The sequence below is a fragment of the Streptomyces lincolnensis genome (assembly GCF_021173675.1).
Taxonomy (GTDB): Bacteria; Actinomycetota; Actinomycetes; order Streptomycetales; family Streptomycetaceae; genus Streptomyces; species Streptomyces lincolnensis_B.
Genome location: NZ_JAIHON010000002.1, coordinates 537,031 through 560,576 on the forward strand (window position 1 = coordinate 537,031; position 23,546 = coordinate 560,576).

Sequence of the window (23,546 nt, forward strand, 5' to 3'; positions counted from 1 at the left end):
TCCGGCGGTTTCGATCAAACCGCTTTTATATGCGCACGCATGTAACTACGCTGACGTCATGACGACTTCATCGAGCGACCCCCTCCCCTTCAGCGACTCGGTCCGCACCCTTCTCGACGGCAAGAACTTCGCCAGCGTCGCCACCCTCGGTCCCGACGGCGCCCCGCAGAACTCGGTGGTCTGGATCCAGCGCGAGGGCGACACCGTGCTCTTCTCCTCCACCGACGGCCGTCAGAAGGTGCGCAACCTCCGCCGCGACCCCCGCATCAGCCTGTCGGTCTTCGATCTCGCCGACCCCTACACCTCGGTCGAGATCCGCGGCACCGCCGAGGTCCTCCCGGACGAGGGCAAGCGGCTCCCGCACACGCTCTCGCACAAGTACCTCGGCATCGACCCGCCGGGCGAGAAGGACGACGAGGTCCGCGTCGTACCCCGGAAGATCGTGGGCTTCTCCGCCTGAGACGGCGGGTGCGGTCCTCGTGCGGTCGGGTGCGGTCCGGGACGCGCTCCGGGTGCGGGTGTCCGGTGGCGACGCCAGAATGTAGGGCGCCGGGACTAGCGGTGCCCTCCGCGCCGCGCCGGCCGTCCGGCACCAGGAGGTACTCCATGACCACCGCCGGAGACATCATGCACCGTGGCGCCCGCTGGATCCCCGCCCACGAGACCCTGGACCGCGCCGCCCAGCTCATGCGCGAACTGAACGTCGGAGCACTGCCCATCAGCGACGAGAACGAACGGCTCTGCGGCATCCTCACCGACCGCGACATCGTCGTCGGCTGCGTGGCCATGGGCCACGACCCGGCCAGGGTCACCGCGGGCGAGATGGCCCACGGCACCCCGCGCTGGATCGAGGCGAGCGCGGACGTCGGCGAGGTGCTCCACGAGATGCAGGAGCACCAGATCCGCCGGCTCCCCGTCATCGAGAACAAGCGCCTGGTCGGCATGATCAGCGAGGCCGACCTCGCCCGGCACCTGACGGAGGACCAGATCGCGACCTGGGCCGAGAGCGTCTACGCCCGGACCCCCGCCAGTCCCTGACCCGTCAGAGCCAGCCGGTGCGCCTGAACGCCCGGTACAGCGTCAGGCAGGCGACGGATATCACGCCGATGACCATGCCGTAGCCGTACTTCCAGTGCAGCTCCGGCATGTGGTCGAAGTTCATCCCGTAGACGCCGCACACCATCGTCGGCACGGCGATGATCGCCGCCCATGCCGTGATCTTCCGCATGTCCTCGTTCTGCGCGACCGTCACCTGCGCCAGGTGGGCCTGGAGGATCGAGTTGAGCAGTTCGTCGAAGGCGGCGATCTGCTCCTTGGCCCGCAGCAGGTGGTCGGAGACGTCCCGGAAGTAGGCCTGTATCTCCGGGTCGACCACGCGGACCGGCCGTGTGGAGAGCTCTTCGAGCGGGCGGCCGAGCGGGACCACCGCCCGCTTCAGTTCGAGCAGTTCACGCTTGAGCTGGTAGATGCGGCCGGCGTCGACCCGGGCGCCGTCCGCGAACACGGCCATCTCGACCAGGTCGATGTCCGCCTGCACCGAGTCGGTCACGTTCAGGTAGTCGTCCACCACATGGTCCGCGATCGCGTGCAGTACCGCCGCCGGGCCCTTGGCGAGCTGCTCCGGGGCGGACTCCAGCTCCTCGCGCAGCGGCCCCAGGGAGCCGTGCCGGCCGTGGCGCACCGTGATCACGAAGTCCCGGCCGACGAACACCATGATCTCGCCGGTGTTGACCACCTCGCTGGTCGCCGTGAGCTCCTCGTGCTCGACGTAGCAGACCGTCTTGAACACCGCGAACAGCGTCTCGCCGTAGCGCTCCACCTTCGGGCGCTGATGGGCCTCGACCGCGTCCTCGACCGCCAGCGGGTGCAGGTCGAAGAGGTCGGCGATGCCCGCGAACTCCCGCTCCGTCGGCTCGTGCAGACCGAGCCAGACGAAACCCTCGCGGTTCTTGCGCATCCGCTCCACGGTGTCGACGAGATCGCCGCCCGCCGGGGTGCGCACACCCTCCCGGTACGTCACGCAGTTGACCACCGAGGAACCCAACGGAGACCGTGCCGGATGGCTCAGGTCGACGCGCGGACGGCGCCTGGCCAGTCGTGCCACTCTGCGGAGGCCGCCTACCGTGCCGAGGCTCGTGACCTTCCGCAGATTCCCTGCCATGGACATCTGGTCTCCTTGCGTGGATCTCCCCCGTATCGCGTTTCCGCGCCGTGGCGAGCCAGTTTGCCAGCTCGGTGTGTGGAGTGGGTAAGCCTGTGGGAACAGGACGTTCCGCTTTGTTCCCGGCTGTGGACGACGGTTTCGTCGCAGGTGCCGCGTCGCCTCCAGGCGACAAGCCGGGCAACTGGAATGATCGCGGCATGAAGCGAACCGACGGATACCTCCTCGACAACCGGCAGACCGAGGCGGGGGAACGTTTCGACGCCTTCGCCGCACTCTTCGACCCCACGACCTTCCGGCATCTCGAGGGCTTCGGCATCGGACCGGGCTGGCGCTGCTGGGAGGTGGGCGCGGGCGGCACCTCCGTCGTCTCCTGGCTGGCCAAGAAGGTCGGCCCGACCGGACGGGTCGTGGCGACCGACATCGACACCTCACGCGTCGCCGCCGCGGCCCGGCCGCCGGTCCAGGTGCGCGTCCACGACGTCGGGGCCGACGAGCCGCCGGGGGAGGGCTTCGACCTGGTGCACGCCCGGCTGGTCCTGGTCCATGTGCCCGACCGGGACCGGGCGTTGAGGTCGATGGTCCAGGCCCTGCGCCCTGGTGGGCGGCTCCTCGTCGAGGACGCCGACCCCGCCCTCCAGCCCCTGCTCTGCCCCGACGAGCACGGCCCCGAGCAGCAACTCGCGAACCGGCTGCGGCAGGGATTCCGCCAGTTGCTCGCCGACCGCGGTGCCGACCTCGCCTACGGACGCAGGCTGCCCCGCCTGCTCCGCGAGGCCGGCCTGCGCCAGGTCGAGGCAGACGCGTACTTCCCGGTCACCTCGCCCGCCTGCGCCGCCCTGGAGGCCGCCACCGTCCGCCAGATCCGCGACCAACTCGTCTCCGCGGGGCACGCCACGGACCAGGACATCGACCGCCACCTCGCGAACATCGCCTCCGGCGGCATGGACCTGGCCACCGCCCCGATGATCTCGGCGTGGGGGCGCAAGGCGTAGAACACGGGAGTGCGGGAGCGGTGAAAATCGGGGCGCGCGCCGGTGACCGCGCCCGCGCCAGTGCCCGTGCCGGTGACCGCGCCCGTCAGCCCCGCGCAGGCGGGCGACCTCCCACCCGCTCCACCGCCGAAGCGCCCGCCCGGCATCCCTCCGTCGCCGCCTCCTCGGGCCCGGCGCCCGTGAGCAGGGCGGCGAGGAAGGCGCCCGTGAAGGCGTCGCCGGCCCCGGTGGTGTCCCTGGGCGTCGCCGGTACCGCCGGCACGCGAGCGACCACGGTGCCGGAACGGGCCACCAGCGCACCCGCCACGCCCTGCTTGGCGACCACCAGCGGGACGTGGTGGCTCAGCTTGGCCGCCGCGTCCGCCGCGTCGGGCAGACCGGTGAGCAGACACGCCTCGTCGCGGCTGGGCAGCAGCAGGTCCACGCCCTCGACGAGCGCCAGGAAACGGTCCACCCCCAGCTCCACGAGGAAACCGGCCGACGCCGGATCCAGGCTCACCGGCACTCTGTGCGCCCGTGCCGCCGCCAGGGCCACCGACACCAGCTCACGGCTCGGCTCGGAGAACAGCAGATACCCCGACAGGTGCAGCCGGGCGACCCCGTCGAGCAGCGCGTCCGACCAGTCGTCCGGCGAGAGCCGTGCCGAGGCACCACCGTCGGTGAGGAACGTCCGCTCGGCCGCCGCGTCCGCGTCGACCAGGCAGATCACCGTCCCGGTCGGCGCTTCCTCGTCGACGGTGAGCCGGGGCCGTACACCATGGGCGAGCAGTTCCCGCTCGTGCCAGACGGCCGCGTCCGTGCCCACCCGGCCGAGCAGCCGTACCTCCACCCGGTCGTCCCGCGCGGCCCAGCACGCCACGTTGGCGCCCGCGCCGCCCGGCACCGTCCGGATCGTGGAGGCCGTGTCCGTGCCCGCGGCGAGCGGCCCCCGGTGCCGGGCCACGACGTCCGTGACGACGTCCCCGACGACCAGCAGCGCCCCCTCGGGACGGCCGTGTCCCGGCCGACCGTCCGCCACACCGGCCGTCTCGCGCCGGGACCGCTCCACTGTCACGCCCGGGCCCAGGCCGCCGCGATCCGCCCCGCCAGCCGTACGTTGCCCCGCACCGCCGCCAGATTGGCGCTCAGCGAGGCCCCGTCGGTGTGCCGCACCAGGTAGCTCAGCAGGAACGGCGTGACTCCCTGGCCCGTGACGCCCGCCTCCTCGCACGCGTCCAGCGCGTCGGCGAGCACGCGCGCGTGCAGCTCCGGATCCAACTGCTCGGCCTCGGGCACGGGATTGGCGACGATCAGCGACGACCCCGGACCGTCGAGCGCGTCCTGCGCCCTCATCACATCGGCCACCTGTTGCGGGGAGTCCAGCGTCCACTCCACGGGATGTCCCGAGTCGGAGAGATAGAAGCCGGGGAACCGGTCGGTGCCGTACCCGGCGACCGCCACGCCCAGCGTCTCCAGCCGTTGCAGGGTCGCGGGCACGTCCAGGATGGACTTCACGCCCGCGCACACCACGGTGATCCGCGTGCGCGCCAGCAGCCCGAGGTCGGCCGACTCGTCCTGCGTCACCGTCCACTCCCGATGCACCCCGCCGAGACCGCCGGTCGCGAACACCCGCACGCCCGCCAGGGCCGCCAGCTGCGCGGTCGCGGACACCGTGGTCGCCCCGCTCGCCCCGGTCGCCAGCGCGAGCGGCAGGTCCCGGTGGCCCAGCTTGCGGATGCCGTCCTCGTTGGCGACCCGCTCCAACTGCTCCTTGTCCAGGCCGACATGGGGACGCCCGTCCAGCACGGCGATCGTCGCGGGGACGGCCCCTTCCTGCCGTACGACGTCCTCCAGCTCCAGTGCCACCTGGAGATTGCGCGGGCGCGGCAGCCCGTGCGCGATGATCGTGGACTCCAGAGCCACCACGGGTCGACGCGCGTCGATCGCGTCGCGCACTTCCTCGGACAACACCAGCACCACGTGCCTGCCTCCTGTCGGTCGGTCTTCCCTCATCTCTGGCGGGCGGCACCCCTCGTCAAACACTTGCGCGCTGTGGGGGACACCACCAGCCTGGGCCACATGACGGACAACACGACACGTCTCGACCATGTCGTCCTCTGGGTGCGCGACCCACTGGCGTCGGCCGACTTCTACGAGAAGGCGGTCGGCATGGAACCCGTGAGGATCACCGACTTCGCCGCGGGAGTGGTGCCCTTCCCCTCCGTACGGCTCAACGACGAGACCATCCTCGACCTCATGCCGCTCACCATGGTGGAGCGCATGAAGATGGTCCCTGGCGCCGCCGAGAGCGCGGGCCACCCGGTCAACCACGTCTGCCTGGCCCTGCCCGGCGACGCCTTCGAGGCGCTGCGCGCCCGCCTGGAGGAGCGCTCGGTCCCCGTCTCGGAGATCTCCCACGACTCCTTCGGCGCCCGGGGCATGGCCCGGCGCAGCTTCTACTTCCGCGACCCCGACGGCAACGTCTTCGAGGCGCGGCACTACGACTGAGCGGGCGAGGGGGCCGCGTCGGCGCGGCCCCCTCACGAGAACGACGTCAGACCGGCCGTACCCCCTTCAGCGCCCCGTGCGGATCGAGCACGTACTTGCGGCTCGCGCCCTGGTCGAACTCGGCGTAGCCGCGCGGCGCGTCGTCCAGCCCGATGACGGTCGCGTTGACCGCCTTGGCGATCTGCACCCGGCCGTGCAGGATCGCCATCATCAGGTTGCGGTTGTACTTCATCACCGGGCACTGCCCGGTCGTGAAGCGGTGGCTCTTGGCCCAGCCGAGACCGAGCCGCACCTTCAGCGTGCCGCTCCTGGCGTCCTCGTCGACCCCGCCCGGGTCGTCCGTGACGTACAGGCCGGGGATGCCCAGGGCACCACCCGCGCGCGTGAGGCCCATCAGCGAGTTCAGGACGGTGGCGGGCGCCTCCGGGGCGTCCCTGCCGTGCGCCCGGGCCTCGAAGCCGACCGCGTCGACCGCGGCGTCCACCTCGGGCTCACCGAGGATCTGCGCGATCTGCTCCTCCACGCCGCCCTGCGACACATCGACGGTCTCGCAGCCGAAGCTCCGTGCCTGGGCGAGGCGTTCGGCGTTCAGGTCGCCGACGATGACCACGGCGGCGCCCAGCAGTTGCGCCGAGGCGGCCGCCGCGAGACCGACCGGGCCCGCACCGGCGACGTACACCGTCGACCCGACGCCCGCCCCCGAGCTGACCACCCCGTGGAAACCGGTCGGGAAGATGTCCGACAGCATGGTCAGATCGAGCAGCTTCTCGCGGGCCTCGTCCCGGTCCGGGAACCTCAGCAGGTTGAAGTCGGCGTACGGGACCATGGCGTACTCGGCCTGACCGCCGACCCAGCCGCCCATGTCGACATAGCCGTAGGCGGCCCCGGGGCGGGACGGATTGACGTTCAGACAGATGCCGGTCTTGCGCTCCTTGCAGTTGCGGCACCGTCCGCAGGCGATGTTGAACGGTACGGAGACGATGTCGCCGACCTCGACGAACTCGACGTCCGGACCCCGTTCGACGACCTCTCCGGTGATCTCGTGGCCGAGGACCAGCCCCTCCGGCGCGGTGGTCCGCCCGCGCACCATGTGCTGGTCGCTTCCGCAGATGTTGCTGGCGAGCACCTTGAGGATCACTCCGTGCCGGCACTTCCTGCCGACGTTCTCGGGAGCGACACCCGGCCCGTCCTGGAGTTCGAGCGTGGGGCGATCGATGGTCCTGACCTCCACCGCGCCCGGCTTGAGATACGCGACTCCTCTGTTCTCACTCATGCGTGATCGCCGTCCCTTCGGATCCGGGTCTGCCGGATGCCCTTCGGATGCGAGCGGCTGTGCGCATGGCGGAGTCTGCTACCGGCCCGCCCTTCCGACCAGCCGTCGCGCGCGGGCCGTGTCCACGGCCGTCGGCGGGACCCGGTGGTTCGGCCGGGTGGCGGGAATCCCGGGATCGGACCGTCAGCGGGAGTGGCGGTCTCGGACCAGCAGCGGGACTCGCGGGCTCGCACGGTCAGAGGGACTCGTGGAATCGGGCCGGAGGGCCGGAAATCACGGCCCGCAGGCTCAGAACAGTGGCTCGGGCAGCACGCCCTCCAGGGCCAGCAGCTTTCGCTTGGTCTCCAGCCCGCCGCCGAAGCCGCCGATGCCGCCGTCGCGCTCGACGACCCGGTGGCAGGGCACCACGACCGGCAGCGGGTTGGCGCCCATCGCCGTGCCCACGGCCTGGGCCGCGCCCGGCTGGCCGACCCGCCCGGCCAGATCGCCGTATCCCACGACCGAGCCGTACGGCACGCCGGACGCCAGCTCGCGCAGCACCTGGCGGTTGAAGCCGGAGATCAGCGACCAGTCCAGGGACAGCTCGAAGTCGTGCCGCTCACCGGCGAAGTACGCCTCCACCTGCCGTATCGCCTCGGCCAGCAGCGGGGAGTCGGGGGCCTCCACGGGTTCGCCGCCCAGGCGGGAGGCGAGCCGGTCGAGCGCCTTGTCGCGGACCGGGTCCGTGGCGTGGAACACGACATTGACCAGGCCCTCGCGGGTCGCGGCCAGCAGCAGCGGACCGATGCCGGTGGCGACGACGGTCCACACGACCTGCTGCTCGTACTGCCCTTCGCTGTTCATGCGCCCCACCGTACGACCCACCACTGACAACGCCCGGGGAGCCGGTGGAAGCGGGCCGCCACCGCTCTCCCCGGGCGGGCGGGGCTCACGACGACGACAGCGCGTCCCGCACCACGTCGGGCGCGTTGGTGATGATGCCGTCCACGCCGTACCCGGCGACCAGCCGGGCGGTGGACGCGGTGTTGACGGTCCAGGCGAAGACCTCCAGCGGCCTGCCGTGCGGTCCGGTGAAGGCCTGCACGGCGGCGACGTACCCGGTGGAGATCGTGCTGTACGAGGGGTTGATCTGGTCGGCGAAGGTGGCGTACTCGGCCAGCGCGGACACGGGCGGCCTGCCCAGGAAACCGGTCCTGACCCCGGGCTTGAGCTCGTGCACCCTCCGTACGCCGGCCGCGCTGAAGCTCTGCACGATCAGCCGGTCCACCACGTGGTCCTGATCGAGCCAGCCCTCGTTGCTGAGGACCTTCAGGGTCTGTCCCTCGATGCCCGGATACAGATCCGGGTTCTTGATCTCCAGGAGCAGCTTCTGGTGGTGGAGCTCGACACGGCGCACATACTGATCGAGCGTCGGCACGCGCGCGCCCGCGTACGTGGCGCCGAACCAGCTCCCCGCGTCGAGGCGCGCGATCTCGGCGGTCGTGAAGTCCTTCACCTTCCAGGGCGCCCGCCCGGGAAAGACCTGCTCGACGTCGGTGGTGCGCCGGAGACTGTCGTCGTGCAGGACGACGAGTTCGCCGTCCTTGGTGCGCTGGACGTCGTTCTCGACCCAGTCGATGCCCAGCTCGGCGGCCTTGTCCACGGCGGCGAGCGTGTTCTCCGGGGCGTACGCGGAGGCGCCGCGGTGGGCGATGACCGTGGGGCGGTCGGTGGCCGCGTCGGTCCGGGCGTCGAAGGAGGGAGGCAGGAAGGCGGTGGTCCCCAGGAGCGCGGTGGTCGTGGCGGCAACTGCGCGCGCGTGCATGCGTACTCCTCGCGTCGAGCATCACGGTCAGGTCAACTGTGACAGCAGAGGGTGACTACGAGAGGGGTGCAGAATGACCACAAGTTGAATGGACTCGCCCCAAGTCCGCTCACTGGTGCCGCACAACTGGGGCAACGGCGTGTTTCTTTGCCGGAAAATCGTTCGACCATTCCGGTGGGGGTCATACTCTCTGCCTCAGCCCTGACCGCTCGGGCGGTCCTGGGAAGGGGTGCACATCAGGAAATTCCGGGGCGTAAGAAGGCGGAAGGGCAGCCGCGCATGCAAGGCACGGTCGACGGATTCAGCTACGGACTCGTCACACCGCTGGTGGCCTACCTCATGGCGTGCCTCGGCGGTGCCCTGGGTCTGCGCTGCACGACCCGGTCCATGCTCGTGAGCCACTCCTGGCGCCCCGGCTGGCTCGCTCTCGGCTCGGCCGCCATCGGCTCCGGCATCTGGACCATGCACTTCGTCGCGATGATGGGCTTCAAGGTCCAGCAGGCGCCGATCCACTACGACAGACCGATCACCTTCGCGAGCCTGGGCGTCGCCATCGTCATGGTCGGCATCGGGATCTTCATCGTCGGCTACAAGGGGGCCAGGGGAACGGCCCTGATGACCGGGGGTGCCATCACCGGCCTGGGCATCGCCTCCATGCACTATCTGGGCATGGCCGGAATGCGGTTCAACGGCAAGCTGGAGTACAACACCGTCACCGTCGGCTTCTCCGTCGTCATAGCCGTCGCCGCCGCCACCGCCGCGCTGTGGGCCGCCGGGCAGGTCCGGGGATTCCTGTGGAGCGTGGGCGCGAGCCTCATCATGGGGCTCGCCGTCACCGGGATGCACTACACGGGCATGGCCGCCCTCAGCGTCCACCTCCACGGCACCGCGGCCCCCACCACGGGTGACTCCGCCGCGTCCCTGCTGGCGCCCATGATGATCGGCCCGCTGGCCTTCCTGCTCCTGGCGGGTGTCGTGGTGATGTTCGACCCGCTGATGGTCATGGGGAAGCCGGTCTGGACGCCCGCGGAGAACAAGCCGGGCGTCCCCGCGCGCGAACTCCTCACCCACCCCCCGGGCCGCCGCCCCGTACTGCGCAGCCGCCGCCACTCCACCCACCAGCGTTCCCGCACCCCTCAGAACCGCTGAGCCGGGACCCGCCCCTCACCCGGCTCCCACAGCCCCTCCGGGACCCCGCGGAACCGCCGATCCCACCGCGTTGTCAGTGGTGGGTCGTACCGTGGATTCCATGCGGCCAGTTTCCAAGATCGAACGCACGGTGGCGCCCTTCGAGGTCGTCAGCTCCTACCAGCCCAGCGGTGACCAGCCGGCGGCCATCGCCGAGCTGGCCAAGCGCGTCGAGGCAGGTGAGAAGGACGTCGTCCTGCTCGGCGCGACCGGCACCGGCAAGTCCGCCACCACGGCGTGGATGATCGAGAAGCTCCAGCGCCCCACCCTGGTGATGGCGCCGAACAAGACCCTGGCCGCCCAGCTGGCGAACGAGTTCCGCGAACTCCTGCCGAACAACGCGGTCGAGTACTTCGTCTCGTACTACGACTACTACCAGCCCGAGGCGTACGTCCCGCAGTCGGACACCTACATCGAGAAGGACTCCTCCATCAACGAGGAGGTCGAGCGCCTGCGCCACTCCGCGACCAACTCGCTGCTCACCCGCCGTGACGTCGTCGTGGTCGCCTCCGTCTCCTGCATCTACGGCCTCGGTACTCCCCAGGAGTACGTGGACCGCATGGTTCCCCTCAAGGTCGGCGACGAGATCGACCGCGACCAGCTGCTGCGCCGCTTCGTGGACATCCAGTACACGCGCAACGACCTGGCCTTCACCCGCGGCACCTTCCGGGTCCGCGGCGACACCATCGAGATCTTCCCGGTCTACGAGGAACTGGCCGTCCGCATCGAGATGTTCGGCGACGAGATCGAGGCCCTGTCCACCCTCCACCCGCTCACCGGCGAGATCATCAGCGACGACGAGCACCTGTACGTCTTCCCGGCCTCCCACTACGTCGCCGGCCCCGAGCGCATGGAGCGGGCCGTCAACGACATCGAGAAGGAACTGACGGAGCGCCTGGCCGAGCTGGAGAAACAGGGCAAGCTCCTGGAGGCCCAGCGCCTGAGGATGCGCACCACGTACGACCTCGAGATGCTCCGCCAGATCGGCTCCTGCTCCGGCGTCGAGAACTACTCGATGCACTTCGACGGCCGCCTGCCCGGCTCGCCGCCGAACACCCTGCTGGACTACTTCCCGGACGACTTCCTGCTCGTCATCGACGAGTCGCACGTGACCGTGCCGCAGATCGGCGCCATGTACGAGGGCGACGCCTCCCGCAAGCGCACCCTCGTCGACCACGGCTTCCGCCTCCCCTCCGCGCTGGACAACCGCCCCCTGAAGTGGGAGGAGTTCACCGAGCGCATCGGTCAGACCGTCTATCTGTCGGCGACCCCCGGCAAGTACGAGCTCTCCCGCGGGGACGGCGTGGTCGAGCAGATCATCCGCCCGACCGGCCTGGTCGACCCCGAGGTCGTCGTCAAGCCCACCGAGGGCCAGATCGACGACCTGGTGCACGAGATCCGCACGCGCACCGAGAAGGACGAACGCGTCCTGGTCACCACCCTCACCAAGAAGATGGCCGAGGACCTCACCGACTACTTCCTGGAACTCGGCATTCAGGTCCGCTACCTGCACAGCGACGTCGACACGCTGCGTCGCGTCGAGCTGCTGCGCGAACTGCGCTCCGGCGAGTTCGACGTCCTGGTCGGCATCAACCTCCTGCGCGAGGGCCTCGACCTGCCCGAGGTGTCCCTGGTGGCGATCCTCGACGCCGACAAGGAGGGGTTCCTGCGTTCGGGCACCTCCCTGATCCAGACCATCGGCCGCGCGGCGCGCAATGTCTCCGGCCAGGTCCACATGTACGCCGACAAGATCACCCCGGCGATGGAGAAGGCCATCGAGGAGACCAACCGCCGCCGGGAGAAGCAGATCGCCTACAACACGGAGCGGGGCCTCGACCCCCAGCCGCTCCGCAAGAAGATCAACGACATCGTGGCGCAGATCGCCCGGGAGGACGTCGACACGGAGCAGCTGCTGGGCTCCGGCTACCGCAAGTCCAAGGACGGCAAGGGAGCCAAGGCCCCGGTGCCCGCCCTCGGTGGCAAGGCGGCCAAGGGCGGCAAGGCGGCGAAGGGCAAGGAGAGCGTCCCCACGGACCGTCCCGCCGCCGAACTCGCCGGACAGATCGAGGAGATGACGGAACGCATGCGCGCGGCGGCCGCCGACCTCCAGTTCGAGATCGCGGCCCGACTGCGCGACGAGGTCTCCGAGATGAAGAAGGAACTGCGTCAGATGAAGGAGGCGGGCCTGGCCTGACCCGCCCCTGCCCGACGGCCCGGCCCACGGCACCGGGCCGCCGGGCACGCGCTGTGTTGCAAACCCGACACAAAGTACGGGCGGGGGTGCGTCACTGTCAGTGGTCCTGCGTAGGGTTCTGGACAACCGCGGGTGCCGCGGCAACAGGGGACAGCGAGAGGGGATCGCCGCGTGAGCGTCAACATGACCAAGGGTCAGGCCATCAGTCTCCAGAAGGGGGACGGAGGCAGTCTGACCGCGGTGCGTATGGGTCTCGGCTGGCAGGCCGCCCCCCGGCGCGGCCTTTTCGGCTCACGCACCCGGGAGATCGACCTCGACGCCTCGGCCGTCCTGTTCGCGGACAAGCAGCCGGTAGACGTGGTCTTCTTCCGTCACCTGGTGAGCGACGACGGCTCGGTGCGCCACACCGGTGACAACCTCGTCGGCGGTGTCGGCCAGGGCGGCGACGACGAGGCGATCCTCGTCGACCTCGCGCGCGTACCGGTCCACATCGACCAGATCGTCTTCACCGTGAACTCCTTCACGGGCCAGACCTTCCAGGAGGTGCAGGACGCCTTCTGCCGTCTGGTCGACGAGACCAACGGCCAGGAGCTCGCCCGCTACACGCTGGCGGGCGGCGGCGCCTACACGGCCCAGATCATGGCCAAGGTGCACCGCACCGGCCCGGGCTGGACGATGACCGCCCTCGGCTCCCAGGCCAACGGCCGCACCTTCCAGGACCTGATGCCGGCGATCCTTCCGCACCTGTAGGGCGGCCCGCGCAGCACACGACACATCGACACGGGGGACGAAGGCGATGACGGCCGAGCTGGTGCGGGGGCAGAACCACCCGCTCTCCCAAGCCCGTCTGGAGATCCGGGTCTCGGCCGGCACGCCCGTCGTGGCGGGGGCCACGATCGGCGACGAGCGCGGCAGGGTGCAGGGGGTCGAGTGGGTCGTCCATCCGGGCGCGCCCACCCTTCCCGGGCTCGAGGTCTCCCGGCAGGCGGCCGCCGACCACCGCCTCGCCGTCGATCTCGACGCCATGCCCGAGACCGTGCACCGGATCAGCGTGCTGCTCGCCCTGCCCGCCCCGGGCACCGGGGGCCCCGTGCGCTTCGGTGCCCTCGCCGCCCCGTTCGTCGCGGTCACCGGCCTCGACGGCACCGAGGTCGCCAGTTACACGATCACCGGCCTGGACGCCGAGTCGGCCGTGGTCGCGCTGGAGCTGTACCGCCGGCAGGGCGCCTGGAAGGTGCGTGCCGTCGGCCAGGGGTACGCGGGCGGTCTCGCCGAACTCCTCACCGACCAGGGCCTGCCCCAAGCCCACCAGCTCGCGAGCGGCATCAACGAAGCGGTGGCCCGGGGCCTGGCCCGCTCGATCTCCGCGCCCCCGCCCCGCACTCCCGACACCGACCGCTCCCGGCAGACGGCCACCCCGGCGCCCGGCCCCGACCAGGGCGGCCCGACGCCCCAGAGCTCTCCACCCTCGTGGCCGACGTCCCCCTACGGCCCCGGAACCCCGGACACCCCGCCCCAGCCGACCTCGCCCTACGGCCCCCAGGACGCCCCGGCGACCGGTGCACCGCAGCAGTCCGCTTCCCCTTACGGGACCCAGAACGGCCCGGCCTCACAGCAGCCCGCCTCCCCCTACGACGCACAAGGCCCCCAGGGCGCCGCGGCACCGCAGCCCGGACAGCCCGGACACCCCCACGGCCCCGTGGCCCCATCCGCCGCCCCCCGGCCCGCCGGGACCGGCACGGGCGGCCCGGTCGACTACACCCACCCGCGACGGCGGCAAGCGGCCCCACCCCCGCCCCCGCCGGCCGCGCCTCCCGGCCCGCCCGGGCAGCCCCCGCGACCAGTCGCGGGTGACGCCACCGGCTGGTCCATGGACGAGCGGCTCTACAACCAGGTGTGGGGCATGTTCGAGGACCTGGCCCGCACCACGGCTGCGTACCGCAGCGCCGTCGACTTCGCCGACTCGCGCATGGAGAAGGAACTCGACCAGGTGCTGTCCGACCCGCGCAGCCGGATCGGAGGACAGGGCGACGCGGCGCGCGAGGCGGCCCGCACCAAGCGCGCACAGCTCGTCGACCAGGCCAGGGCGGCCCTCGACCGGGACCTCGTCCAGCTCACCGCCGAGGCCGAGGTCGTCGAGCCCGCGCTCCCGCCGGCCTACGCCCGCTGGGACGCCCCCGTGTGGCACGGCTACCGGGTGCCGACGGAGATGCCCATGGCCCTGCGCCTCGGCGATCTCCAGCTGCCCGAGGCCGCCTCGCTGCGCATACCGATGCTGGTCCGGCTGCCGCTGGAGCGCGGCCTGTGGATCGACAGCGGGCACGTCGGCGCGGCCGACGGCTCCTTCTCCGACGCCCACGACCTGCGGAGCCCGGCGATGGAGACCGCGGTGGCACACGCGGCCCGGCTGCTGGCGGTGCATCCACCGGGCGAGTTCACCGTGCATGTCGTCGACCCCGCCGGCTCGGGGGCACAGACGCTGGTCCCACTGGTGCAGACCGGTGCCCTCGCGGGCCCTCCCGCACTCGGAGCGGCGGGTGTGACGGACGTTCTGCGTCGGCTCACGGAGCGCGTCGACCTCGTACAGATGGCGGTGCGGGCGGGAGCGACCGACTCGCTCCCGCCCGGTCTCGACACCGCCCAGCAGCTGCTGATCGTCAACGACTTCCCGCACGGCTTCGACGACCGTGCCGTCACCCAGCTGCGCTACCTCGCGGACGAGGGCCCCGGCGTCGGCGTCCACCTGATGATGGTCGCGGACCGCGAGGAGGCCTCCGCCTACGGTCCGTTGCTGGACCCGCTGTGGCGGTCCCTGATGCGGCTCACTCCGGTGCCCGACGACCACCTCGCCGACCCCTGGGTCGGGCACGCCTGGACGTACGAGCCGCCTCTCGTGCCGCCCGGCAGCCAGGTGCTCCACCAGGTGCTCGCCCAGGTCGTGGCGGCCCGTCGGTCCTGGAACAGGTGACCTGTCCCGCTCATTCGTCAAGCATGCGTAAAGTCACTCTGACCTGCTTATTTGGCTTTTACTTTACCAATTGCTTTACCTTTCCTTGGTGATTGGGGTACCGTTGTTCGTACGGAGGGGAGTACTCCCTGTCGATGCGGCGTACCCGTCAATACGGATCAGACCTGATGATCCCGGGGCGTCGGCCCACCCTGGGTGGAAGAGACCTCCGGCAGCGCAACGACGCTGGTTACTTGCCGTTACGTACTGCCGGAGGCAGCAGTGGACGTTTCCCCCACCCTGTGGGTCCTCACGATCGTGGGCCTCGCCGCCCTGATCGCGGTCGACTTCTTCATCGGCCGCAAGCCGCATGACGTGTCCATCAAGGAAGCGGGCATCTGGACAGTCGTCTGGATCGCCCTGGCCGGCCTCTTCGGGCTCGGCCTGCTCATCTTCGGCGGAGGTCAGGCGGGTGGCGAGTTCTTCGCCGGCTTCATCACCGAGAAGTCCCTGAGCGTGGACAACCTCTTCGTCTTCGTCCTGATCATGGCGAAGTTCGCGGTGCCGTCCCAGTATCAGCAGCGCGTGCTGCTGATCGGTGTCCTCATAGCCCTGGTGTTGCGGGCGATCTTCATCGCCGCCGGTGCCGCCATCCTCGCCAGCTTCGCCTGGGTCTTCTACCTCTTCGGCGCCTTCCTGATCTGGACCGCCTGGAAGCTCATCCAGGAGGCTCGCGCCGACCAGGAGGACGAGGAGTTCGAGGAGAACAAGCTCCTCAAGGCCGCCGAGCGCCGCTTCGGTGTGGCCGACCGCTACCACGGCACCAAGCTCTGGATCGAGGAGAACGGCAAGCGGATCATGACCCCGATGCTGGTCGTGATGCTCGCGATCGGCACCACGGACGTCCTGTTCGCGCTGGACTCCATCCCCGCGATCTTCGGTCTGACCCAGGACCCGTACATCGTGTTCACGGCCAACGCGTTCGCCCTGATGGGTCTGCGACAGCTGTACTTCCTCATCGGCGGACTGCTGAAGAGGCTCGTCCACCTCAGTTACGGCCTGTCGGTCATCCTCGGCTTCATCGGCGTCAAGCTCGTCCTGCACGCGCTGCACGAGTCCGGCGTCCATGTCCCGGAGATCAGCATCCCGGTCTCCCTCGGCGTGATCTGCTCGGTCCTGATCGTCACCACGATCACCAGCCTGCGGGCCTCCAAGAAGCAGGCGGCGGCCGAGGCGGCGCAGACCAAGAGCGAAGGCGCTCCGAAGGACAGCATCGAGGCCTGACCACGTCGGACGTAGCAAGAACCATCCCCGGGAGCGGTGCGCGGCGAATTGCCGACCACCGCTCCCGGTGCTTCGTTGGGAACCGAGCGCTCCCACCCCGGGGGACGCCGGGCCGGGTGGAGGCACCGTGGACACACCGATGAGGTTCGTGCAGATCATCGACTTCGAGACCGAGCGCTTCGACGAGATGCGAGCGCTCTCCGAGGACGCGGAGAAGCGGTTCGCCGACCGCGAGGGCGGCCCCACCCGCCGCATCGTCCTGAAGGACCGCAACAGGCCCGGCCACTATCTCGTCGTCATCGAGTTCGACTCGTACGAGGAGGCGATGGCGAACAGCGACGATCCCGAGACCGGCAGGTTCGCGGAACAGATGGCCGCCCTCTGCTCCCGGCCGCCGACCTTCACCGACTGCGACGCGCTGGACACGACCGACTTCCGATGACCCTGACGGGCCCCGCACGACCGGTGTCAGGACCGGAGTGCGGGGCCCGACCCCGTCTGCGACGATCGCAGCATGATCGCTCGGGTCGGGTCGTTCGCGACGCGGTGGACCTCCGCCGCGCCCCTGCTCGCGGTCGTGATGCTGGTCCTCACCTGGGGCCGGGACCTGCCCGCGGCGGTGGTCGCGCTGGTCACCGTGGTCCTCGCGGGTGCCGTCCTGGCCGCCGTGCACCATGCCGAGGTGATCGCCCACCGGGTCGGCGAACCGTTCGGCTCCCTCGTCCTGGCCGTGGCCGTCACCGTCATCGAGGTCGCCCTGATCGTCACCCTCATGGCGGACGGCGGCGACAAGGGCGCCACCCTGGCCCGGGACACCGTCTTCGCGGCGGTGATGATCACCTGCAACGGCATCGTCGGGATCAGCCTCCTGGTCGCCTCCCTGCGCCACGGGACGGCGGTCTTCAACCCCGAGGGCACCGGCGCGGCCCTCGCGACCGTCGCCACCCTGGCCACGCTCAGCCTGGTGCTGCCGACGTTCACCACGAGCAGGCCGGGGCCCGAGTTCTCCGGCGTCCAGCTGACCTTCGCCGCCATCTCCTCGCTGGTCCTGTACGGCCTGTTCGTGGCGACCCAGACCGTACGGCACCGCGACTACTTCCTCCCGATCACCCGCCAGGGCGAGGTGATCACCGCCGACGACCACGCCGACGCGCCGACCGCCCGCACCGCCCTGATCAGCCTCGGACTGCTGGGCCTCGCCCTGATCGGCGTGGTCGGCCTGGCCAAGGGGGTGTCGCCGACCATCGAGTCCGGTGTGGAGGCCGCCGGACTGCCGCACGCCGTCGTCGGCGTGATCATCGCCCTGCTGGTGCTGCTGCCCGAGACCATCGCGGCCCTGCGCTCCGCCCGCCGCGACCGGGTGCAGACCAGCCTCAACCTCGCGCTCGGCTCGGCGATGGCCAGTATCGGCCTGACCATCCCCGCGGTCGCCCTGGCGTCGATCTGGCTCTCCGGGCCGCTCGTCCTCGGCCTCGGCGCCACGCACATGGTGCTGCTGGCGCTGACCGTGGTGGTGAGCTCCCTGACGGTGGTGCCCGGCCGGGCCACGCCGCTCCAGGGAGGCGTACACCTGGTGCTGTTCGCGGCCTATCTGGAGCTGGCGATCAATCCATGACCGGCTCCGCCACCGCTTTCGCCGGCACCGGCCGGGTCTCCGGCAACAGCGCGAAGCACCCGAGGCTGAGCAGCGCGATCCCCGTCAGATACGCGCCCACACCCCACGGCACCCGCCCGCTGTGCTCGACGAGCGCGGTCGCCACGATGGGGGTGAGCGCGCCGCCCAGCACCCCACCGAGGTTGTAACCGACCGCGGCGCCCGTACAGCGGACCCGTGGCTCGTACAGCTCCGGCAGATAGGCGGCGATCACGGCGAACATGGTGATGAAGGCCAGCATCGCGCCCAGGAAGCCCACGAACATCAGCAGCGGCTCTCCCGTCGACAGCAGCGCCACCATCGGGAACATCCACACGGCGGCGGTCGCGCACCCGGCCAGACACAGCGGCCGCCGCCCGTAGCGGTCGCCCAGCAGCGCCGCCACCGGCGTCAGCGATCCCTTCACCAGCACCGCGGCCATGATGCAGGTCAGCATGACGGTACGGCTCACCCCGAGCCGCTCCGTCGCATAGGAGAGGGACCAGGTCGTCACCGCGTAGAAGATCGCGTACCCGACGGAGAGCGCCCCGGCGGTCAGCAGGACGAGCCGCCAGTGGTCGCGGACCACCTCCGCGAGCGGCACACGCGCGTGGTCGTCGATGGCGAGGAAGCTGGGGCTCTCGGCGAGCGAGGACCGCAACCACAGCCCCACCAGGGCCAGCACACCGGCGGCCCAGAACGGCACCCGCCAGCCCCAGGAGGCGAACTGCGCCTCGGACAGCGTCGCGGCGAGCGCCAGCGTCACCCCGTTGGCGAGCAGGAAGCCCACGGCGGGCCCCACCTGCGGGAAGCTCGACCACAGGCCGCGCCGGTCGGCGGGCGCGTGCTCCGCGGTCAGCAGCACCGCCCCGCCCCACTCCCCGCCGAGCCCCAACCCCTGGAGGAAACGCAGCACCAGCAGCAGCACGGGGGCCGCCACCCCGATCGAGTCGTACGTCGGGACACAGCCGACCGCGACCGTGGCGGCACCCGTCAGCAGCAGCGAGGCCACCAGGACCGGCCGGCGCCCGTGCCGGTCCCCGATGTGCCCGAACAGCACCGAGCCCAACGGCCGCGCCACGAAGCCGACCCCGAACGTGCCGAAGGCGGCCAGCGTCCCGGCCAGCGGCGAGAACGTCGGGAAGAACAGCGGCCCGAGGACCAGCGCCGCGGCGGTCCCGTAGACGAAGAAGTCGTAGAACTCGATGGCCGTCCCGGCGAGCGAGGCCGCCGCGAGCCGCGGCATGGAGGGCGTCCTTACGGTGCGTACGTCGTGCATGCCGCGTCAACTACCCACGGTGATCGCGGGTTACGGGGGCGCGCGGGGGTGGAGCGCGGGTCAGTAGGTGACGGTGATGCGCCGGGCGGGCCCGTCGACGCGCACGATCCCGCCGTAGGGGATGACCAGTTGTGGATCGGTGTGTCCGAAGTCCACGTCGAAGACGATCGTGGTGTTCGGGGCATACACACGCATGGCGCTCAGGACGGCCTCGCGTTGGTCGGCGGCGTAACGGACGGCTGCCTCGGGGCTGTTGGGGTGCTCGAAGGACCAGGTCTTCGGGCGGCCCATCAGAAGGGCGGAGAAGCGCTGGAGCAGGCCGCGTTCGCCCATGTTCCGCATGGTGCGGAAGACCTCCGTGGCGCTGGGCAGGTCCTCCGAGGTCTCCAGGAGCAGCACGCCGCCGTCGTACTCCGTGAGGTCGTGCGCGATCTCGCGGTCGGCCATCAGCAGCCATCCGAGGATCTCCAGGCAGCCGCCCCAACTGCGGCCCTCGACCACGCGGTCGGCGTTCAGCCAGGTCCAGCCGGTGCCGGGGCGGGTCTCGGGTTCCGCGTCGAAGGTCGCGGGGTCCGCCCAGTCGCGGTCGACGTCCCGCCACCGCTCGGCGGGTGCCAGCTCGTACGGGCCCGGGGTGAACAGCGCCGCCCTCAGGGAGTCGGCGGTCTGCGGGTGCATGGCGACCGGCCGGCCCAGCTCGACCATCACGCTCGCGCCGTGGTAGGCGACGATTCCGGTGGCGCGCAGGAAGGCGAGCAGGTTCGTGTTGTCGCTCATCCCGAAGAAGGGCTTCGGGTTCGCCCTGAGCACCTCACGGTCGAGGAACGGCAGCACGGTGATCTGGTCGTCGCCTCCGACGGACGCCATGACCGCCTTGATGCCGGGGTCGGCGAAGGCGGCGTGGAGGTCGTCGGCGCGTTCCTGGGGCGTCGACCCCATCGTGCGGGTCGCCGGATACTCGACCGGTTCCAGCCCGAACTCCTTGCGCAGCCGCTCCAGGCCCAGTTCGAAGGGGCGCGGGAAGAGCCCGGGGAGCCCGGCGCCGGGCGAGACGACGGCTATGCGGTCGCCGGGCGAGGGCTTCGAAGGGTAGACGGGGAGTGTCATTCCGCGAGGGTAGGGGCCCTCCCGGCGTCCGCGCACCGTGATAAACCGGGTCCGAGCGGCGGTCCCCCGACGGATCGCCCCACCCCGACGGACCGGAGGAACCGTGCCCCGCACCCTGGCCAACGCCCCGATCATGATCCTCAACGGCCCCAACCTGAACCTGCTCGGTCAGCGGCAGCCGGAGATCTACGGCAAGGACACGCTGGCCGACGTCGAGGCCCTGTGCGCCAAGGCGGCGTCCGCGCACGGCGGCACGGTGGACTTCCGCCAGTCCAACCACGAGGGCGAGCTGGTCGACTGGATCCACGAGGCGCGGCTGAACCACTGCGGGATCGTCATCAACCCCGGCGCCTACTCGCACACCTCGGTGGCGATCCTGGATGCGCTCAACACCTGTGACGGCCTACCGGTGTTGGAGGTCCACATCTCCAACATCCACCAGCGCGAGACGTTCCGGCACCACTCCTACGTCTCGCTGCGTGCCGACGGGGTCATCGCCGGGTGCGGAGTGCAGGGGTACGTGTTCGGCGTGGAGCGGGTCGTGGCGCTGGTGGGCGCGGCCCAGGCCGACGTGTAAGGACCGACGGCCTGGAGAGGTGCCCCTTACAGGCGCCCCGCCTCCACGATCCGCCGCAGGAAACGCCGCGTGCGCTCCTGCCGCGGATCGCCGAAGAGCTCTTCGGCGGTGCCGCGCTCCAGCACCACCCCCGAGTCCAGAAAGCACACCTGGTCGGCGACGTCGCGCGCGAACCCCATCTCGTGCGTGGCCAGCACCATGGTCATGCCCTCGTCCTTGAGATCGCGGACGACGGTGAGGACCTCGCCCACCAGCTCCGGGTCGAGCGCGGCGGTGATCTCGTCGAGCAGCAGCAGCCGGGGACGTACGGCCAGGGCACGCACGATCGCCACCCGCTGTTGCTGGCCGCCGCTGAGCCGGTCCGGGTACTCGCCCGCCTTCCCGGCCAGCCCGAGCCGCTCCAGAAGCTCTCTCGCCCGCTCCTCGGCCTCGGTGCGGGAGACCCCGTGGACCCGGCGCGGGGCGAGGGTGATGTTCTCCAGCACCGTCATGTGCGGGAAGAGGTTGTACGCCTGGAAGACCACGCCGATACGACGCCGTACCGCGTCCTGGTCGGCGCGCGGGTCGGTGATCTCCTCGTCGTCCAGCCAGATCGCGCCGTCGTCGATGTCCTCCAGGAGGTTCGCGCAGCGCAGCAGGGTGGACTTGCCGGAGCCGGAGGCACCGATCAGCGCGGTCACCGTGTGCGGGGCGACCTCCAGGTCGACGTCCCGCAGCACGACCGTCTCGCCGAAGGTCTTGCGGACGGACTCCATGCGCAGCACGGGCGTGTCGCTCACAGCGCTCCTCCCTGGGCCCGCCGGCGGTCCATGCGGGCCGTCACCCAGTCCGTGAACCGGGTCATCGGAATGGTCAGCGCCACGAACACCAGGCCCGCGACGATGTACGGCGTGTAGTTGAGACTGCGGCCCACGATGATGTCCGCGGCCCGCACGGCGTCGACGGCACCGCCGATCGACACCAGCCCGGTGTCCTTCTGGAGCGACACCAGGTCGTTCAGCAGCGGCGGCACCTGGCGGCGCACCGCCTGCGGCAGCACCACGAACCGCAGGGCCTGCCGGTTCGTCAGCCCGAGCGAGCGGGCCGCGGCGCGCTGCGAGGGGTGGACGGACTCGATCCCGGCCCGGAACACCTCGGCGACGTACGCCGAGTACGTCAGCGTCAGCGCCGTCCCGCCCAGTACCACCGGGTCGACGGTGACGCCCTGGAGGCGCAGCGCCGGCACACCAAGGACGACGATCATCAGGTTGATGATCAGCGGCAGGCCGCGGAAGAAGTCCGTGTAGGCGGCGGCCAGCACCCGCAGCGGGAAGAACACCGGACCGCGCAGGGTCCGGGCGATCGCGATGAGCATCCCGAGGACGAGGACGGCGGCCCCGCAGATCAGCAGCAGCCGGACGTTGAGCCACAGCCCTTCGAGGACCTTGGGGAGCGCCTCGCGCGCGTACTCCCCGTCGAAGAACGTCTCCTTGGTGCGCGGCCAGCCCGGCGCGTTGACGACGATCAGGTAGAGCACGGCACCCGTGACCAGCGTCGAGACCGCGGCGATCGCCGTCGCGCGGCGGGAACGGGCGCGCTTGTAGGCCTCCCGGTCGATCCGCCGCCGCGAGGGGACGTATCCGTCCTCCCCGCCGCCGTCCCCGCCCGTCAGGGCGCCGTCGTCGTCCGCGCCGTCCTGGCCGGACCGCTCCTTCGCGACCCTCACTTGAGCACCGGGGCGTCGACGGCGTCGGACAGCCACTGCTGCTCCAGCTTCGCCAGGACGCCGTTCTCGCGCAGCGTGTCCACGGCCTTCGTGACGCACGAGGTGAGCGCGCTGCCCTTGTCGAGGACGAGCCCGAACTGCTCCGGCGTACCGCCCTGGTTCTCGAACTGGCCCACGATCGTCGCGTCCGTCACCTCGGCCGCGGTGATGTAGAACGCGGTCGGCAGGTCCACGACGACGGCGTCCACCTGGCCGTTCTTCAGCGCCGACTTGGCCTGGTCGTTCTTGGCGTAGACGGCGGCGTCCCGCGTCGGCTTCACCACGTCCTCGATGTAGTCGAGGCTCGTCGTACCGACCTGGGCGCCCAGCTTGAGGCCCTTCAGATCGGCGATGCTCGTCGCCTTCGCGGCCTTGGTGCCCTTGAGCGCGATGACGGCCTGGCGCACGTCGTAGTAGCCGGAGGAGAAGTCCACGGCCTTCTTGCGCTCGTCGCTGATCGACACCTGGTTGATGTCGAAGTCGAACGTCTTCTCACCGGGTGCGAACGCCTTGTTGAAGGGCACGCTCTGCCAGACGACGGCACTCTTGTCGTATCCGAGCTCCTGCGCGACGGCGTACGCGACCGCCGACTCGAAGCCCTTGCCGTTCGCCGGCTTGTCGTCCTTGAACCACGGCTCGTAGGCGGGCTCGTCGGTGGCGATGGTCAGCTTGCCGGAGGTCCTGGTCGCCAACGTGCCCTTGGCGCAGGCGGCGGCCGATCCCGAGGGCGCGTCGGACGCCTTCTCCTCGGGCTGCGGGGCACAGCCGACGGCGGTGGCGAGCAGGGCTATGGTCGTGGCGGCGACGGCGCGGCGCAGCGCGCGCGGGGCAGGATGCATGGCGGGAGATTGACAGCCGGTCGTCCTGTTTGTC

23 protein-coding genes are annotated in these 23,546 nt (G+C 70.8%); 12 read left to right on the forward strand and 11 right to left on the reverse strand.

The annotated features are described in order from the left end of the window. The first annotated feature begins 58 nt into the window (after nt 1–58). Nucleotides 59–460, forward strand: a complete 402-nt coding sequence (locus K4B79_RS05955; RefSeq protein ID WP_232025187.1) for a PPOX class F420-dependent oxidoreductase — start codon at nt 59–61, stop codon at nt 458–460. A gap of 146 nt (nt 461–606) precedes the next feature. After that, nucleotides 607–1,038, forward strand: coding sequence for a CBS domain-containing protein (locus K4B79_RS05960; protein WP_232025188.1), 432 nt, complete (start codon nt 607–609; stop codon nt 1,036–1,038). Between the two features lie 4 nt (nt 1,039–1,042). Here the strand turns inward: K4B79_RS05960 and K4B79_RS05965 are convergent, their stop codons facing one another. Further along, nucleotides 1,043–2,167 carry a magnesium and cobalt transport protein CorA gene (locus tag K4B79_RS05965; RefSeq protein WP_232025189.1) on the reverse strand — a complete coding sequence of 375 codons (1,125 nt, stop codon included), beginning with the start codon at nt 2,165–2,167 and terminating at the stop codon, nt 1,043–1,045. Nucleotides 2,168–2,361: 194 nt separating this feature from the next. Between K4B79_RS05965 and K4B79_RS05970 the strand changes: the two genes are divergently transcribed. Then, nucleotides 2,362–3,156 (forward strand): methyltransferase, encoded by a 795-nt coding sequence (locus K4B79_RS05970; RefSeq protein ID WP_232025190.1) that lies wholly within the window; start codon nt 2,362–2,364, stop codon nt 3,154–3,156. A gap of 85 nt (nt 3,157–3,241) precedes the next feature. Here the strand turns inward: K4B79_RS05970 and K4B79_RS05975 are convergent, their stop codons facing one another. Continuing rightward, nucleotides 3,242–4,174 (reverse strand): carbohydrate kinase family protein, encoded by a 933-nt coding sequence (locus K4B79_RS05975; protein WP_232025437.1) that lies wholly within the window; start codon nt 4,172–4,174, stop codon nt 3,242–3,244. Nucleotides 4,175–4,206: 32 nt separating this feature from the next. Continuing rightward, complete coding sequence (locus tag K4B79_RS05980) at nt 4,207–5,115, reverse strand: pseudouridine-5'-phosphate glycosidase (protein ID WP_232025191.1); 909 nt, start codon at nt 5,113–5,115, stop codon at nt 4,207–4,209. 99 nt (nt 5,116–5,214) lie between these two features. Here K4B79_RS05980 and K4B79_RS05985 point away from each other — a divergent pair, with 99 nt between their 5' ends. Next, nucleotides 5,215–5,643 (forward strand): VOC family protein, encoded by a 429-nt coding sequence (locus K4B79_RS05985; RefSeq protein ID WP_232025192.1) that lies wholly within the window; start codon nt 5,215–5,217, stop codon nt 5,641–5,643. A 46-nt stretch (nt 5,644–5,689) separates the two neighbouring features. On the opposite strand, the gene fdhA is transcribed toward K4B79_RS05985, so the two are convergent. From fdhA to K4B79_RS06000, 3 genes are all read right to left on the reverse strand, one after another. After that, nucleotides 5,690–6,916, reverse strand: coding sequence for a formaldehyde dehydrogenase, glutathione-independent (fdhA, locus tag K4B79_RS05990; protein WP_232025193.1), 1,227 nt, complete (start codon nt 6,914–6,916; stop codon nt 5,690–5,692). 288 nt (nt 6,917–7,204) lie between these two features. Next, nucleotides 7,205–7,759: a methylated-DNA--[protein]-cysteine S-methyltransferase gene (locus K4B79_RS05995; RefSeq protein WP_232025194.1), complete on the reverse strand. Its 555-nt coding sequence runs from the start codon at nt 7,757–7,759 to the stop codon at nt 7,205–7,207. 85 nt (nt 7,760–7,844) lie between these two features. After that, entirely contained in the window at nt 7,845–8,720 is an 876-nt protein-coding gene (locus tag K4B79_RS06000) for a glycerophosphodiester phosphodiesterase (RefSeq protein WP_232025195.1), read from the reverse strand. 279 nt (nt 8,721–8,999) lie between these two features. Between K4B79_RS06000 and K4B79_RS06005 the strand changes: the two genes are divergently transcribed. The 7 genes from K4B79_RS06005 to K4B79_RS06035 all read left to right on the forward strand — a co-directional run bounded on the left by K4B79_RS06005 (nt 9,000) and on the right by K4B79_RS06035 (nt 17,948). Continuing rightward, a complete protein-coding gene (locus K4B79_RS06005; RefSeq protein ID WP_232025196.1) occupies nt 9,000–9,869 on the forward strand; it encodes an MHYT domain-containing protein in 870 nt (289 codons plus the stop codon). 100 nt (nt 9,870–9,969) lie between these two features. Beyond that, on the forward strand, nt 9,970–12,102 hold the full coding sequence (gene uvrB / locus K4B79_RS06010) for an excinuclease ABC subunit UvrB (RefSeq protein ID WP_232025197.1): 2,133 nt from the start codon (nt 9,970–9,972) through the stop codon (nt 12,100–12,102). A gap of 171 nt (nt 12,103–12,273) precedes the next feature. Next, entirely contained in the window at nt 12,274–12,852 is a 579-nt protein-coding gene (locus K4B79_RS06015) for a TerD family protein (protein ID WP_232025198.1), read from the forward strand. 46 nt (nt 12,853–12,898) lie between these two features. Continuing rightward, nucleotides 12,899–15,070 (forward strand): TerD family protein, encoded by a 2,172-nt coding sequence (locus tag K4B79_RS06020; protein ID WP_232025199.1) that lies wholly within the window; start codon nt 12,899–12,901, stop codon nt 15,068–15,070. Between the two features lie 261 nt (nt 15,071–15,331). Further along, the gene (locus K4B79_RS06025; protein ID WP_232025200.1) at nt 15,332–16,333 is read left to right on the forward strand and encodes a TerC family protein; all 1,002 of its coding nucleotides are present in this window, start codon (nt 15,332–15,334) and stop codon (nt 16,331–16,333) included. A gap of 127 nt (nt 16,334–16,460) precedes the next feature. Further along, nucleotides 16,461–16,775 (forward strand): hypothetical protein, encoded by a 315-nt coding sequence (locus K4B79_RS06030; RefSeq protein WP_232025201.1) that lies wholly within the window; start codon nt 16,461–16,463, stop codon nt 16,773–16,775. A gap of 72 nt (nt 16,776–16,847) precedes the next feature. Beyond that, nucleotides 16,848–17,948: a calcium:proton antiporter gene (locus K4B79_RS06035; protein ID WP_232025202.1), complete on the forward strand. Its 1,101-nt coding sequence runs from the start codon at nt 16,848–16,850 to the stop codon at nt 17,946–17,948. Here K4B79_RS06035 and K4B79_RS06040 read toward each other — a convergent pair. Together K4B79_RS06040 and K4B79_RS06045 are read right to left on the reverse strand one after the other, a co-directional pair. Beyond that, nucleotides 17,938–19,212: an MFS transporter gene (locus tag K4B79_RS06040; RefSeq protein ID WP_232025203.1), complete on the reverse strand. Its 1,275-nt coding sequence runs from the start codon at nt 19,210–19,212 to the stop codon at nt 17,938–17,940. The genes K4B79_RS06035 and K4B79_RS06040 overlap by 11 nt on opposite strands. Before the next feature lie 93 nt (nt 19,213–19,305). Next, a complete protein-coding gene (locus tag K4B79_RS06045; protein WP_232025204.1) occupies nt 19,306–20,352 on the reverse strand; it encodes a S66 family peptidase in 1,047 nt (348 codons plus the stop codon). A gap of 103 nt (nt 20,353–20,455) precedes the next feature. On the opposite strand from K4B79_RS06045, the gene aroQ reads away from it, so the two are divergent. Beyond that, nucleotides 20,456–20,929: a type II 3-dehydroquinate dehydratase gene (gene aroQ, locus K4B79_RS06050; protein WP_232025205.1), complete on the forward strand. Its 474-nt coding sequence runs from the start codon at nt 20,456–20,458 to the stop codon at nt 20,927–20,929. A gap of 26 nt (nt 20,930–20,955) precedes the next feature. Here aroQ and K4B79_RS06055 read toward each other — a convergent pair whose 3' ends face one another. The 3 genes from K4B79_RS06055 to K4B79_RS06065 are packed head-to-tail and all read right to left on the reverse strand — an operon-like array spanning nt 20,956 to nt 23,512. Then, entirely contained in the window at nt 20,956–21,684 is a 729-nt protein-coding gene (locus K4B79_RS06055) for an amino acid ABC transporter ATP-binding protein (RefSeq protein WP_269463214.1), read from the reverse strand. Nucleotides 21,685–21,704: 20 nt separating this feature from the next. Further along, on the reverse strand, nt 21,705–22,634 hold the full coding sequence (locus tag K4B79_RS06060) for an amino acid ABC transporter permease (protein WP_374208426.1): 930 nt from the start codon (nt 22,632–22,634) through the stop codon (nt 21,705–21,707). Further along, the gene (locus K4B79_RS06065) at nt 22,631–23,512 is read right to left on the reverse strand and encodes an ABC transporter substrate-binding protein (protein ID WP_232025206.1); all 882 of its coding nucleotides are present in this window, start codon (nt 23,510–23,512) and stop codon (nt 22,631–22,633) included. Before K4B79_RS06065 ends, K4B79_RS06060 begins: the two co-directional genes overlap by 4 nt. Nucleotides 23,513–23,546: the final 34 nt, after the last annotated feature.

Bases quoted from the DNA above. Each gene is read 5' to 3' on its own strand.
- K4B79_RS05955 (WP_232025187.1), top strand. From the start codon at position 59: ATGACGACTTCATCGAGCGACCCCCTCCCCTTCAGCGACTCGGTCCGC.
- K4B79_RS05960 (WP_232025188.1), top strand. From the start codon at position 607: ATGACCACCGCCGGAGACATCATGCACCGTGGCGCCCGCTGGATCCCC.
- K4B79_RS05965 (WP_232025189.1), bottom strand. From the start codon at position 2,167: ATGTCCATGGCAGGGAATCTGCGGAAGGTCACGAGCCTCGGCACGGTA.
- K4B79_RS05970 (WP_232025190.1), top strand. From the start codon at position 2,362: ATGAAGCGAACCGACGGATACCTCCTCGACAACCGGCAGACCGAGGCG.
- K4B79_RS05985 (WP_232025192.1), top strand. From the start codon at position 5,215: ATGACGGACAACACGACACGTCTCGACCATGTCGTCCTCTGGGTGCGC.
- fdhA (WP_232025193.1), bottom strand. From the start codon at position 6,916: ATGAGTGAGAACAGAGGAGTCGCGTATCTCAAGCCGGGCGCGGTGGAG.
- K4B79_RS05995 (WP_232025194.1), bottom strand. From the start codon at position 7,759: ATGAACAGCGAAGGGCAGTACGAGCAGCAGGTCGTGTGGACCGTCGTC.
- K4B79_RS06000 (WP_232025195.1), bottom strand. From the start codon at position 8,720: ATGCACGCGCGCGCAGTTGCCGCCACGACCACCGCGCTCCTGGGGACC.
- K4B79_RS06005 (WP_232025196.1), top strand. From the start codon at position 9,000: ATGCAAGGCACGGTCGACGGATTCAGCTACGGACTCGTCACACCGCTG.
- uvrB (WP_232025197.1), top strand. From the start codon at position 9,970: ATGCGGCCAGTTTCCAAGATCGAACGCACGGTGGCGCCCTTCGAGGTC.
- K4B79_RS06020 (WP_232025199.1), top strand. From the start codon at position 12,899: ATGACGGCCGAGCTGGTGCGGGGGCAGAACCACCCGCTCTCCCAAGCC.
- K4B79_RS06035 (WP_232025202.1), top strand. From the start codon at position 16,848: ATGATCGCTCGGGTCGGGTCGTTCGCGACGCGGTGGACCTCCGCCGCG.
- K4B79_RS06040 (WP_232025203.1), bottom strand. From the start codon at position 19,212: ATGCCGCGGCTCGCGGCGGCCTCGCTCGCCGGGACGGCCATCGAGTTC.
- K4B79_RS06045 (WP_232025204.1), bottom strand. From the start codon at position 20,352: ATGACACTCCCCGTCTACCCTTCGAAGCCCTCGCCCGGCGACCGCATA.
- K4B79_RS06055 (WP_269463214.1), bottom strand. From the start codon at position 21,684: ATGGAGTCCGTCCGCAAGACCTTCGGCGAGACGGTCGTGCTGCGGGAC.
- K4B79_RS06065 (WP_232025206.1), bottom strand. From the start codon at position 23,512: ATGCATCCTGCCCCGCGCGCGCTGCGCCGCGCCGTCGCCGCCACGACC.